Genomic DNA, 12,999 nt, shown 5'->3' with positions numbered 1-12,999 from the left:
CGCTCAGTCCAGGCCGAGCTGGGTCTCGGCCATTTCCACGAAGGCCTGCATCAGCGCCGAACGCACGCCGGAGCGCAGCCAGACCGCGCCCACGGTGCGCACCGGGCAGGGCGGCGGCAAGGGCCAGCGCCTGACGCGGGCTGACGGTTCACCGGTGGTCGCCCAATCCGGCAGCAGCGCCACGCCCAATCCTTCCGACACCAGTTTGGCAATGGAATCGATTCCATCCAGCTCGAAGCGCACGTGCGGCCGCAGGCTGCGCGCACGCAGGTAGTCGTCGGCCATCTTGCCGCCCACCACGCTGCGGTCATAGCAGATGTAGGGTTCGCGAGCGATGACTTCCAGCGGATCGCGCACCTTCATGTCGGCCGGCGTGACCAGCACCAGCGGTTCTTGCCGCAGGTCGCGCCAGGCGCAGGTCTTGGGGATGGCGAATAGCGGATGCACCAGCAGCGCGCCGTCCAGTTCGCCGGACAGCACCTTGCCGTAGAGCAGGGTGGTGGGCGCGGGTTCTATGTAGATTTCAATGTGGGGATGGCGCGCGGTCCAGGCGCGCAGCACGGGCGGCATGATGCCGGTCAGCGCGGTGGGCGTGGCGCCCAGGCGCAAAGGGCCCGCCGGCAGTTCGGTGTCGGACGCGGCCGAACGCAGGTCGCGCACGTCGCGCAGGATGGCGCGGGCGCGCTCCAGGATCCGCATGCCGGCCTGGGTGGGCTTCACGGTGCGGCCGGAGCGCGCGATCAGGGCGCTGCCCATGTCCGCTTCCAGCGCGCGCAGGCGCTGCTGCACCGTGGCGGGCGTCAGCCCCTGGTGGCGCGCGGCCTGGGCGATGGAACCCAGCTCCACCACGTGCACATAGGTTTGCAGAAAGCGCGAATCCACGAACCAGCTTCTCCTGAAAAGATGCTTTTTCCATATTCTAAAGATGGATGAAGATAATTGTTGTTTTCTTTTGCCGCGGCAAGAATACGTTCAGAGCGTTGAGGCCCCGCAAGCCGCGCAGGCCCCGCCCGACCATCCCGATTACCAAGGAGCCAGTTGTGCCCATCATTGAATCCATAGACGTGTGCGCCGCCGCGGTGCCCCTGGACAAGGTCACCTCGTTTTCGAACCGCACCGTGTCCACGCGGCACTACGGCCTGGTGAAGGTCCGTTCCTCCGACGGCGTGGAAGGCATCGGCTTCTGCTACGTGGGCAGCGCCGGCGGCGCCATCTTCGAAGCCGCGGTGCAGAACCTGCTGGGCCCCGTGCTGCTGGGCAAGGATTCGCTCGCCGTCGAAGGCCTGTGGCAGGCGATGTACCAGGAAGCCCTGCTGCAAGGCAGGCAAGGCACGGTAATGCGCGCATTGAGCGCCCTGGACATCGCGCTGTGGGACCTGAACGCCAAGACCGTCGGCCTGCCGCTGCACAAGTACCTGGGCGCGGTCGAGCTCGAAACCGTGCCGGCCTATGCCAGCGGCGGCTATTACCTCGACGGCAAGACGCCCCAGCACCTGGGCGAGGAAATGGCGAGCTACGTGGACAAGGGCTTTCGCGCCGTGAAGATGAAGACCGGCCGCCTGTCCCCGGCCGAGGAAGAGGCGCGCCTGAAGGCGGCGCGCGAGGCCATCGGCCCCGACGTCGAGCTGATGATGGACTGCAACAACGCCTGGCAGGACGTGACTCAGGCCATGCAGTACATCCGCCGCTTCGAACAGTACGATCCGTACTTCATCGAAGAACCCTTCGGCCCCGACGACATCGACAGCCACGCCAAGCTCGCGCGCCTGACGCGCCTGCCCATCGCCACCGCCGAGATTGGCTACGGCCGCTGGTATCACAAGGAGCTGCTGGACAAGGGCGCAGCCGGCATCCTGCAGACCGACGCCGCCGTCTGCGGCGGCATCACCGAATGGAAGCGCATCGCCGCTACCGCTGCCAGCTACGGCGTCGTGGTTTGCCCGCACTGGTTCCATGACGTGCATGCGCCGCTGGTCGCCGCGACGCCGAATGCACGCTACGTCGAATTTTTCTGGGACGATCAGGTCCTGAACTTCCGCAGGCTGGTCGACCGCCAGTTGACGCACAAGCAGGGGCGCGTGGTGTTGCATCAGGAGCCCGGCCTGGGCTTCGGCTTCGACGAGCGCATGGTCGAGCGCTATGGCAAGTGGAGCCGGGTCGCTGGTTGAGGGCAGGGCGCGCGGCCTGCCGGCCGCGCGCAGCAGCGCAGGAGCATCGCAGCCAGGCCGCGCCAGACGGCCGCTTGCGGTGAGCGGTGACAGAGTTTCGAGAACCAGTCGCCGGCCATCGGACCGGCGCGCGAGGAGACAGCAATGCAACGTAGGCAATTCATGACCGGCGCCGCGGCGCTGGGAGCCGCGCTGGTCCTGCCGGCGGCGGCGCGGGCGCAAGACCTGCCGCAGGGGCCGGTGAAGATCGTGGTGGGCTTTCCCGCCGGCGGCGGCACCGACGTGCTGGCGCGCCTGCTGGGGCAGAAGCTGGGCGTGATGTGGAATATTCCCGTCATCGTCGAAAACCGCGCGGGCGCGGCCGGCATCATTGCCGCCGAACAGGTGGCGCGCCAGCCCAACGACGGCAACACGCTGTTGATGGCGCACGTCAACAGCCACGGCATCGCGCCGGGCCTGCAGCCCAAGCTGGCCTATTCGGTGGACCGCGACTTCACGCCCATCGCGCTGGTCGGAAAGACGCCCACCATCCTGATCGGCGGCGCCTCTCAGCCCGCCAAGACGCTGCCCGAGCTGGTCGCGCTGTGCAAGGCGCAGCCGGGCAAGATCGTGTTCGGTTCGGCCGGCAGCGGTTCGGCGCAGCACCTGGCGCTGGAGATCTTCAAGGCCCGCGCCGGGATTGATGTGCTGCACGTGCCCTACAAGGGTTCGGCTCCCTTGATGAACGACCTGCTGGGCGGCCACGTGCAGTACTGCTTCGAAGGCATGACCACCGCCACGCCGCTGGTGCAGTCCGGCAAGGTGATCGCGTTGGCGCAGACTCTGCTGCAGCGCTCCAAGAGCCACCCCAATGTGCCGACCGTGGCCGAACAGGGCTATCCCGGCTTCGAGGCCAGCATCTGGTTCGGCATGGTCGGTCCGGGCAAGATGCCCGCCGCCATGGTCCAGCGCATGAACCAGGACATCGACCGGGCGCTGGCGATGCCGGATGTGCAGGAAAAGCTGGCGCAGGTGGGCGCGGAGGATGGCGGCGGCAGCGTCCAGCGCTTTGCCGACTTCATGAAGCAGGAGCAGCAGAAGTACGCCCAGACCATCCGCGACGCGAAGATCGTGGCGGAAGGCTGAAACGGCGGCTGCGAGCGGAAATTGATGGAGACACTGCCCCCTCAAAAAGTGTAAAAAGATATAACCTCGCCAGCCGGCGATCCCTGGGGACGGCCTCGATGCCGCGCAAGTTTGTAATCGGCATCGCCATCGCTCTCGCCGCCGCCGCGGCGCTGTTGCCCATCGGCTTCGCGCTGCACATGTCCTGGTCCCGCGCCGTCGCGGGCGAACAGCGCTATCTGGACGACCAGGCCCAGCGCATCCTGAGGGACACGCAGGACTTGCTGGACCAGACCGTGACCACGCTGCGCGATCTGGACGGGCTGGCATTCGAACCCTGTTCACCCCAGCATATCCGCCATATGCGGGCCCTGGCCCTGAGGGACCGGGCCGTGGACGATCTGGCCTACGTGGCGGGCGGCATCGTCCAGTGCACCACCTGGGGCGTGCCCAGCTACGAAGAGCCGCTGGTTCCGGCCCAGGTCGAACTGGCCAATGGTGGACGCCTGTTGCTGGACGCAGTGCCCGTCTTGAGCCCCGGCATCAGGATGGTGGCCGTGCGCCACGGCGATTACAGCGCCTTGTTCGAACCAGGCCGGTTCACCGAAAAGGCGCTCACGGACGGCGCGCAACTTGCCGTGGTCCTGCCGGGCGTGGGCATGCTGGGCACCCGCAACGACCCCGATCTCGTGCTGGTATCGCAGGCGCTGAATGGCGGCAAGCTGGACATCGACGAGGCCTATCTCAGCGCCGTCGCCCGCAATGCGGACCTGGCCGTCGTCCTGCTCGAACCTCAAACCGAAGCGCTGGACATGCTGCCGCGCGAACGCCTGTTCTGGTTGCCCATGGGGACGCTGGTCGCGGCGGCCATGATCGCGCTGGTCGTCTGGCTGTCGCGCCGGCGCCTGTCGATCGCGGGCGAATTGGCCGCCGGCATCAGGCGGCGGGAATTCGTCGTCCACTACCAGCCCATCATCGACCTGCGCACTGGCCGCTGCATCGGCGCGGAGGCGCTGGTGCGTTGGATCAGGCGCGGCGGCAAGACCCTGAGACCTGATCTGTTTATCTCGATCGCCGAGGACAACGGGCTGATGGCCCGCATCACCGAAGAGGTGTTTCGCCTGGTGATCCGGGATATGGAGGATCTGCTGGGCGAGGACCGGGGGGCGCACATCTCGGTCAACCTGAGCGCCAGCGATCTCAAGGATGGCGGGGCGTTGCGGGTGTTGCAGCGCATGCTGGAAGGCACGGTCATCGATCCCCGGCAGATTTGGCTGGAAGCCACCGAACGCGGCTTCATGGACGTGGACAAGGCCTGCAGCGTGATCGAACAGGCCCGGGCGCAAGGCCATGCCGTGGCCATCGACGACTTCGGCACGGGTTACTCCAGCCTGTCCTATCTGCAGCGGCTGCCGCTGGACTCGCTGAAGATCGACAAGTCCTTCGTCGACACCATCGGCACCGATTCCGCGACCCACAAGGTCACGGACCACATCATCGACATGGCCAAGTCGCTGAACCTGCTGACCGTGGCCGAAGGCATCGAACGTCAGGAACAGGAAGACCACCTGAAAGCGCGCGAGGTGGATTTCGGCCAGGGCTGGCTGTACGGCAAGCCCATGCCGGCGCCGGAGTTCATCGCTTACTACAAGAAAAACGTGGCCAGCACGCCGCCGCCCAGCCGGCTGCCCGACGCGCGGAGGTGAGGGCGGCAGAAGCGCCTAGCGCGCCTGCGGCTCCACCCAGCCTGCCGTTGCCGAGATCGAGCGGGCTTTTTCACTGAGCAGCCGCGCCGTGTCGGATTGCAGGTCGTCGTCGATGGCGCCCACCGGGCCCATCAGCGTGATGGCCGCCTTCATCTCGCCCAGCATGTCGAAAATGGGCGCGGACAGCGACGTGAAGTGCGGTAGCAGCGCGTCGCGGCAACGGCTGAGGTGGTGTTCGAGCACTTCCTCGCGGATGGCCTGCACGTCCTTTTGCGTGTAGGACTTGCCGCCATATCCGTCCGAACCGGCCGAGGCCATTTCCTGTTCCAGCAGTTCGCGCGTGCTGGCTTCCGGCAGGTGCGCCAGGAAGTTGCGGCCCAGCGCCGAGGACAGCAGCGGCAGCACGCTGCCCACGCGCAGTTCCAGCAGGGGGCGGCTGCGGGCGCCTTCGACGCGGTAGACGATGGTCGGGCCCTTGTTGCCCCACACGCCCAGGAACACGGTGTGGCCGGTGACCGCGGCCACTTCGGCCATGATGGGCCGGGCGGTGGTGAATACGTCGAACTGTTCCAGGGCCGCCAGGCCCAGCCGCAGGGCATAGGGACCCAGGCCGTAATGGCCCGTATCCGCGTGCTGCTGCACCACGCCCACCTTCTGAAAGCTGACCAGGTAGTAGTGGACGTTGGGTACCGTCAGTTCACAGGCATCCGCGATTTCCTTCAGGGGCAGGGGGCGGCCGGCCTTGCGGATGACGTCCAGGATCCGGAATCCCACTTCGATCGACTGGATGCCCCTGCGCGCGGCGGCAGGCGCTTGTTCCGCGTTCTTTTCCATCTTGCCGGCGGGCCTTGCCATTGCTGCCTCCACTGTTTTTCTGGCGGGAGTGTAGCAGCGGGGCGGACCCTTGCCGCCCGGGCGCGCGGGCGGCTTCGCCGGGTTTCCCCTAGTTTTTCAGGTCCTGGGTTAAGTTTGATAATAGTTAATGAATACAGCATTATCAATCTAAAGCGATTGGGGAAAGCAAGCATGGAAGCGAATGTGGCAATGCCGCGGATCGACGCCGGTCCGACGCTCAGCAGAAAAGAGGAACGCCAGGTGGTGGTGGCCTCGACCCTGGGCACCTTGTTCGAGTGGTACGACTTTTTCATTTACGGGACCCTGGCCGTCTTCATGAGCCAGGTGCTGTTCCCGCAGGACAACCCCACGGTGGCACTGCTGGCCGCGCTGGGCGCGTTGGCGGTGGGCTTCATCATCCGGCCCCTGGGCGCCGTGATGTTCGGCTACCTGGGCGACAAGCTGGGCCGCAAGTACACCTTCCTCATCACCGTGGTGATGATGGGCGGCGCAACCGTCCTGATCGGCTGCCTGCCCACCTATGAATCGGCCGGCCACTTGTCATGGATCCTGCTGCTGACCCTGCGCGTGGTGCAGGGCCTGGCGGTGGGCGGCGAGTACGGCGGCGCGGTCATTTATGTGGCCGAGCACTGCGAGCCCAAGCGCCGAGGCCTGCTGACGGGCTGGATCCAGATCACGTCCTCGGCGGGCCTGATCCTGTCCCTGATCGTGATCCTGTGCACCCAGGCATCCATGAGCGCCGAGGATTTCCGCCAGTGGGGCTGGCGCCTGCCGTTCATCCTGTCGATCGTGATGCTGGCGATTTCGATCTACGTGCGCGCCAAGCTGCACGAGTCGCCCGTGTTCACGCGCATGAAGCAGCAGAACCGCCTGTCCAAGAACCCGGTCAAGGAGACCTTCGGCCAATGGTCCAGCCTGCGGCTGGTGCTGCTGGCGCTGATCGGCGTCACCGCCGGCCAGGGCGCTACCTATTTCACCGGCCAGTTCTACGTCATGATCTTCATGCAGCAGGCCGTGCAACTGGACCAGACCAGCGTCTACACGCTGATCCTGATCGGTTTCATCATCGGCGCGCCGACCTTCGTGCTGTTCGGCTGGCTGTCGGACCGCATCGGCCGCAAGTGGATCATGATGGTCGGCCTGTTCGTGGCGGCCATCGGCTACCACTCCATGTTCGACGTGCTGCTCAAGGCTGGCAACCCGGCCCTGGCGCAAGCCATGCAGACCACCCCGGTGCGCGTGCATGCCGACACCAGCGGCGGCGCCTGCGATTTCGGACTGCAGGCCGCCATGATCGGTAGCCACGCCGACCACAAGAAGGTCTGCGTGCAGGCCAAGAAATTCCTGGTCGGCAAGGGCATCAACTTCGAATACGCCGCGCCGCTGCCCGGGCAGAGCATCGCCATGAGCGTGGGCGGCACGACCGTCAACGGCTTTGACCGCGCCGCCTACACCAGCGCGCTGACGGCCGCCGGCTATCCGGAGCGGGCCGACCCCGCACGCGTCGACCGCACGACCATCATCCTGATCCTGGTGCTGATGACGGCCGTGGTCGCCATGGTCTACGGCCCGGTGGCGTCCTATCTGGTCGAACTGTTCCCGGCCCGCATCCGCTATACGGCGCTATCCTTCCCGTACCACATCGGCGCCGGCATCTTCGGCGGCATCGTGCCCTTTACCGCCACCTACCTGGCTCAGGCCAGCGGCAATATCTTTGGTGGCCTGATGTATCCGGTCGTCGTGACCGCGGTGGTCGGCGTCATCGGCAGCCTGTTCCTGCCGAACACCCGCGCCCGCGCCATCGACGAAGACGCTGCACACTGAGAAAGAGGAGAGACATGTCCACGCAACAGAGCTTCAAGGCTGCCGTCATCCAGGCGGCCTCCATTCCCACCGACAGCGTCGCCTGCGCCGAAAAGGCGGCATCGCTCATTCGCCAGGCGGCCGAGCAGGGCGCCCGCGTGCTGGTGTTCCCCGAGGCGTTCCTGGGCGGCTATCCCAAGGGCAACTCCTTCGGCGCGCCCATCGGCATGCGCAAGCCCGAAGGCCGCGACGCCTTCGCCAGCTATCACAACCAGGCCATCCGGCTGGATGGCGAAGAGGTCGCGCTGGTGGCCCAGGCCGCGGCCGACACCGACAGCTTCGTGGTCATGGGCTGCATCGAGGCCGATGGCGGCACGCTGTACTGCACGGTGCTGTACTTCAATGGCCGTGAAGGGCTGGCGGGCAAACACCGCAAGCTCATGCCCACCGCCGGCGAACGCCTGATCTGGGGCTTCGGCGATGGTTCCACCATGCCCGTCTTCGACACGCCCTACGGCAAGATCGGCGCGGTCATCTGCTGGGAAAACTACATGCCCATGCTGCGCATGTACATGTACAGCCAGGGCGTGGCGCTGTATTGCGCGCCCACCGCCGACGACCGCGATTCCTGGATTCCCAGCATGCGCCACATCGCGCTGGAGGGGCGCTGCTATGTGCTCACGGCCTGCCAGCATCTGCGCCGCGATGCCTATCCCGACGATTTCGAATGCGCACTGGGCGACGCGCCCGACACCGTGCTGATGCGCGGCGGCAGCGCCATCATCGATCCGCTGGGCGAAGTGCTGGCAGGGCCGGATTTCTCAGCCGAGACCATCCTGTACGCCGACATCAATCCCAACCAGATCCTGCGCGGCAAGTACGACTTCGACGTCTCGGGCCACTACGCCCGCCCCGACGTGTTCCAGCTGCAGGTCGACACCCGTGAAAAGCGGGCCGTCTCGGCGCTGAATGCCGGGGAGGCTTGAATCATGCATTTTGATTTCAGCGCCTTGCCGACGCAGACGGTCTACAACGTGCTGACCTCGACCGTCACCCCGCGCCCGATCGCGTGGCTTACCACCATTTCGGACAAAGGCGTTGTCAACGCGGCTCCCTTCAGCTTCTTCAATGTCATGGGGCCTCAGCCGCCGACGGTCGCCATCGGCCTGATGCGCCATGCCAGCGGCGAACTGAAGGATTCCGGCGCCAACATCATCGAGAACGGCGAGTTCGTGGTGAACCTGGTGCCGGAGTCGCTGGTTGCGCAGATGAACCAGACCTGCGCCGATTACCCGGCGGACGTGGACGAGATGGCGGCGGCCGGCCTGACCGCGCTGCCGGCGACACACGTGCGTCCCCCGCTGATCAAGGGCAGTCCGGTGTCGCTGGAATGCGTCAGCCAGGCAACCATCGTGACCGGCCCGCGCCAGCTCGTGGTGATCGGCCGGGTGCTGGGCGCGCACGTCGACGATGCCTATGTGCAGGACGCCGAGCGCGGCTACATGGACACGCCGGCCATGGGGCTGATCGCGCGCATGCACGGCGGCGGCTGGTACGCGCGCAGCACGGACCTGTTCCAATTGGCGCGGCCAACGGCGCCCTTGTGATAGTCAGGCGGGGCGGCCCCGCCTTCGCTTGCTGCAATCCGATAGCGCTTCAGCAGGTTGAGGACATCGCCGGCGAAATTCGGATGATTGAACTGATGCGCGCTGACATTGACGCTCAACGTCCATTCGGAGGTTGTCGGATGTGTGGACCATCGCTCCAACTGCTGGCAGCCTGTTTCCAGGGCCCAGGCGCCCATGCTCATGATGGCGCCGGTTCGCTCCGCCAGCGGCACGAAATCCGAGGGCGGAACCTGGCCGTATTCCGCCGAGTTCCAGCGCATCAGGGCCTCCATGCCTATGATCTTCTGTCATCGATCCACAATGGGTTGATATTGCAGAAACAACTCATCGTGCACCAGCGCATTGCTCAACGCATCCTGCAGCGCATGGAATGACTGAATGGCAGCATGGTGATACATGGGCCCTCTCTAGCTGTTGGAGGGATTGCGGGCGTCGAAAGAACTGGGCGTCGGCCTAGGTTAGGAGAATGCCGCAGCCGGGTCTTGCCATTCGATGCCAAGTACGAAGCAGCCGTTCAAGCCGGTCTCGAAAAGGCATGGGAGACGCCGATCTTCCTGTCTTGACAGGTATTGCCTCGCTCTGAATACTCCTGGCGCGCCGATGGGGGGCTCGAGTCTGCGGCTTGCCATATGGTGCCAAAGTGACATGGGTCCATATCTGGCGATGGGGCGCTGTCGGGCCATTTCGATGCTCGCCCCGGTGGGGCTGCACTTCGGATCCCTCCGTCCGGCCACCGGCTCAAGGCATCTACCCATGAACGGGGTCCAAACCCAACGCATTAGGCAACTGCCAGCCGAGGACCCCGGAGCCATCCGAAGCGCAGCCCCACCGGGGCGAGCATCGGAATGGCGCAGGGCAGCCTCGGCGGCTAAAGGACTCTGGCATCCGCAAGCTCGAAGCCCTACCGCCCCGCACTTCGGTTTTGTGAGGCAGCGTTCTTGAGTCGCCGCCGTCCGGACTGCGGGATTCCGATGCTCGCCCCAGTGGGGCTGCGCTTCGGATCCCTCCGTCCGGCCACCGGCTCGCGGCATCTGCCCATTACGGGATCCAAAACCAACGCATTAGGCGCCTACCAGCCGAGGACCCCCGGAGCCATCCGAAGCGCAGCCCCACCGGGGCGAGCATCGGAACGGCGCCGGCTTGCCTACACGCAAGCCGGCGCGCGCCGAGCCTGTGCGTTTTTAGTTTTTATGAAGTCCGAAGGAAAAAGAAAAAGGCCAATCCCGAGGGATTGGCCTTTTTTGCAATACTTGGCGGAGAGGGTGGGATTCGAACCCACGGTACGGGGATACCGTACGCCTGATTTCGAGTCAGGTACATTCGACCACTCTGCCACCTCTCCGTGGCTGGGTTTCGTAACGGTGGTGTTCCTGGCTGGCCTGGGTTACCCCAAGGGCCGGGTCTTCCACTAAAGATCCCTGGTCGGAAGGATCTTCGTTGTCGAAGCAGCGAAGCCCGCAATTCTACAGGATTTTTTTTGTTTGTGTAAAGGGGGTGGTTGAAAGTCCCCCACAGCGGGTTTCAACCGGCTTTCAGCGGCGGCGATCTTTGCCCAGAATTCCGACATGCCCGGCGTCCCTGCCCGGCACTCTTCTCTTCTCGGCGCTCATCCCGGAACCGCTAGTCCCATGGATCTCATCCTTATCCTTTTGCTTGCGGCCGTGCTGTGCGTGCCCCTGACCCAGCTGCTGGGCCTGGGCGCGATCCCGGGCTATCTGCTGGCCGGCGTGCTGGTGGGGCCGTCCTGCCTCAGGCTCGTCACCAATGTGGACACCATGATCAATGTGTCCCAGTGGGGCGTGGTGATGATGCTGTTCATCATCGGGCTGGAGCTCTCGCCCAAACGCCTGTGGGCCATGCGCAACGAAGTCTTCGTGCTGGGTTCCTTGCAGATGCTGGCCTGCGGGCTGCTGCTGGCGGTGGTGTTCGGCGCGGCGCTGCGGCATCTGGCCGGCATGGAATGGCAGGCGGCAATCCTTTGCGGGCTGTCGCTGGCCCTGTCGTCCACGGCGGTGGCCTTGCGGCTGCTGGACGAACGCGTGCTGACGCGCACGCCCCTGGGCAGGTCGGCGCTGGGGATACTGCTGTTCCAGGACATGGCGGCGATCCCGATGCTGGTGGCGGCGGGCCTGCTGGGTTCGGATGGCGCCTCGGCGCCTTCCTTCAAGGAGGCGCTGATCGCCGTGGTGGTGGTCGCGGCGGCGTACCGGCTGCGGCTGCTGGGCTGGGCTGCCAAGGCGCAGTTGAATGAATTGTTCACGGCCGCCGCCCTGCTGATGGTGGTGGGCGCTGCTCAACTGTTCGACTACGCCGGCCTGTCCGCGGGCCTGGGCGGGTTCCTGGTGGGCGTGCTGATGGCCGAGTCGCGCTATCGGGATGACCTGGAAAAGGCCATCGACCCGTTCAAGGGGCTGCTGCTGGGCCTGTTCTTCGTAGCCATCGGCATGTCCGTGAATCTGAAGGTGGTGGCCAACCACTGGCCCTTCATTCTTGTAGGCGTATTCGCGCTGCTGCTGGTCAAGGCCTTGATTCTGTATGGCTTTTCGCGCTTTCTGGGCCTGCCGCGCTATCACCGCCTGCTATTCGCGCTGGCGCTGGCGCAGGGCGGGGAGTTCAGCTTCGCCATCTTCAACGAAGCCTGGGACAACAATCTGATGAACCTGGAACAGCGCGACTTGCTGTCCGTCATCGTGGCGATTTCGATGGGCGTGGTGCCGATGCTGATCAAGCTGCTGGAACGCATACCCGAGAACCGGGGCGGCATGGCCGATCTGCCGGCAGCGGAACCGGTCCAGGACGAGGCGCCGAAACCTCCCGCGCCGCGCGATCCTCCTCCCGCTGCTTGACCCTGCGGGCCGTACGGGCATGGCATGATTGCCGTCATGCCGGGCAGCTACACTTGACCCTTGCTTGGCCCGTCCAATGTGCCCGACCACAGGAGAATGCTCATGCTTAAAGGAAAAGTCGCCCTTGTCACCGGTTCCACCAGCGGCATCGGCCTGGGTATCGCCACTGCCTTCGCCCAGCAAGGCGCCGATATCGTCTTGAACGGCTTCGGCGATGCGGCCGAAATCGAAAAGCTCCGCGCCGGCCTGGCCGACAAGCATGGCGTGAGGGTCATCTACGACGGCGCCGACCTGTCCAAGGGCGCGGCCGTGCGCGAGCTGGTCGAGAACGCCGTGCGCCAGTTGGGCCGCATCGACATCCTGGTCAATAACGCCGGCATCCAGCACACCGCGCTGATCGAGGATTTCCCCGCTGAAAAATGGGACGCGATCCTGGCGCTGAACCTGTCGGCAGTGTTCCACGGCACCGCCGCCGCCTTGCCGCACATGAAGAAGCAGGGCTTCGGCCGCATCATCAACATCGCCTCGGCCCATGGCCTGGTGGCTTCGGCGAACAAGTCGGCCTATGTCGCCGCCAAGCACGGCGTGGTCGGCTTCACCAAGGTCACCGCGCTGGAAACGGCCGGCCAGGGCATCACGGCCAACGCCATCTGCCCGGGCTGGGTACGCACTCCGCTGGTCGAAAAGCAGATCACCGCGCTGGCGGAAAAGGATGGCGTGGACCAGGAAACCGCCGCGCGCGAACTGCTGAGCGAAAAGCAACCGTCGCTGCAATTCGTGACGCCGGAGCAACTGGGGGGCACCGCCGTGTTCCTGGCCTCGGACGCCGCCGCGCAAATCACAGGTACGTCCGTCTCGGTCGATGGCGGCTGGACGGCACGCTAAAAAA

11 protein-coding genes and 1 tRNA gene are annotated in these 12,999 nt (G+C 65.4%); 8 read left to right on the top strand and 4 right to left on the bottom strand.

The window, feature by feature from the left end:
• Positions 1 to 3: 3 nt before the first annotated feature.
• Positions 4 to 882: a LysR family transcriptional regulator gene (locus IB257_RS17500; RefSeq protein ID WP_054450126.1), complete on the bottom strand. Its 879-nt coding sequence runs from the start codon at positions 880 to 882 to the stop codon at positions 4 to 6.
• A 158-nt stretch (positions 883 to 1,040) separates the two neighbouring features.
• Here IB257_RS17500 and IB257_RS17495 point away from each other — a divergent pair, with 158 nt between their 5' ends.
• From IB257_RS17495 to IB257_RS17485, 3 genes are all read left to right on the top strand, one after another.
• Positions 1,041 to 2,168, top strand: a complete 1,128-nt coding sequence (locus IB257_RS17495) for a mandelate racemase/muconate lactonizing enzyme family protein (protein WP_054450128.1) — start codon at positions 1,041 to 1,043, stop codon at positions 2,166 to 2,168.
• Positions 2,169 to 2,312: 144 nt separating this feature from the next.
• Positions 2,313 to 3,293 (top strand): tripartite tricarboxylate transporter substrate binding protein, encoded by a 981-nt coding sequence (locus IB257_RS17490; protein ID WP_054450130.1) that lies wholly within the window; start codon positions 2,313 to 2,315, stop codon positions 3,291 to 3,293.
• A 98-nt stretch (positions 3,294 to 3,391) separates the two neighbouring features.
• Positions 3,392 to 4,978, top strand: coding sequence for an EAL domain-containing protein (locus IB257_RS17485; RefSeq protein ID WP_054450132.1), 1,587 nt, complete (start codon positions 3,392 to 3,394; stop codon positions 4,976 to 4,978).
• Between the two features lie 15 nt (positions 4,979 to 4,993).
• Here IB257_RS17485 and IB257_RS17480 read toward each other — a convergent pair whose 3' ends face one another.
• Positions 4,994 to 5,833: an IclR family transcriptional regulator gene (locus IB257_RS17480; RefSeq protein ID WP_054450135.1), complete on the bottom strand. Its 840-nt coding sequence runs from the start codon at positions 5,831 to 5,833 to the stop codon at positions 4,994 to 4,996.
• Positions 5,834 to 6,004: 171 nt separating this feature from the next.
• On the opposite strand from IB257_RS17480, the gene IB257_RS17475 reads away from it, so the two are divergent.
• Genes IB257_RS17475 through IB257_RS17465 form a run of 3 tightly spaced genes read left to right on the top strand, consistent with a single transcriptional unit; the run spans position 6,005 to position 9,243 of the window.
• Positions 6,005 to 7,657, top strand: coding sequence for an MFS transporter (locus IB257_RS17475; RefSeq protein WP_119450781.1), 1,653 nt, complete (start codon positions 6,005 to 6,007; stop codon positions 7,655 to 7,657).
• A gap of 14 nt (positions 7,658 to 7,671) precedes the next feature.
• Positions 7,672 to 8,622 carry a carbon-nitrogen hydrolase family protein gene (locus tag IB257_RS17470; RefSeq protein WP_054450139.1) on the top strand — a complete coding sequence of 317 codons (951 nt, stop codon included), beginning with the start codon at positions 7,672 to 7,674 and terminating at the stop codon, positions 8,620 to 8,622.
• 3 nt (positions 8,623 to 8,625) lie between these two features.
• Entirely contained in the window at positions 8,626 to 9,243 is a 618-nt protein-coding gene (locus IB257_RS17465) for a flavin reductase family protein (RefSeq protein ID WP_119450782.1), read from the top strand.
• On the opposite strand, the gene IB257_RS17460 is transcribed toward IB257_RS17465, so the two are convergent.
• On the bottom strand, positions 9,135 to 9,536 hold the full coding sequence (locus IB257_RS17460; RefSeq protein WP_192492625.1) for an EAL domain-containing protein: 402 nt from the start codon (positions 9,534 to 9,536) through the stop codon (positions 9,135 to 9,137). The two genes, IB257_RS17465 and IB257_RS17460, sit on opposite strands and share 109 nt — an antisense overlap.
• 979 nt (positions 9,537 to 10,515) lie before the next feature.
• Positions 10,516 to 10,606 (bottom strand) — tRNA-Ser (locus IB257_RS17455).
• A 286-nt stretch (positions 10,607 to 10,892) separates the two neighbouring features.
• Here IB257_RS17455 and IB257_RS17450 point away from each other — a divergent pair.
• Together IB257_RS17450 and IB257_RS17445 are read left to right on the top strand one after the other, a co-directional pair.
• Positions 10,893 to 12,110 (top strand): cation:proton antiporter, encoded by a 1,218-nt coding sequence (locus tag IB257_RS17450; RefSeq protein WP_054450164.1) that lies wholly within the window; start codon positions 10,893 to 10,895, stop codon positions 12,108 to 12,110.
• Between the two features lie 102 nt (positions 12,111 to 12,212).
• The gene (locus IB257_RS17445; RefSeq protein ID WP_119450785.1) at positions 12,213 to 12,995 is read left to right on the top strand and encodes a 3-hydroxybutyrate dehydrogenase; all 783 of its coding nucleotides are present in this window, start codon (positions 12,213 to 12,215) and stop codon (positions 12,993 to 12,995) included.
• The last annotated feature ends 4 nt before the right edge of the window (positions 12,996 to 12,999 follow it).

The organism is Achromobacter sp. ACM03, from assembly GCF_014851665.1.
Classification (GTDB): Bacteria; Pseudomonadota; Gammaproteobacteria; order Burkholderiales; family Burkholderiaceae_B; genus Achromobacter; species Achromobacter aegrifaciens.
This window is presented reverse-complemented; position numbering and strand designations above follow the sequence as displayed.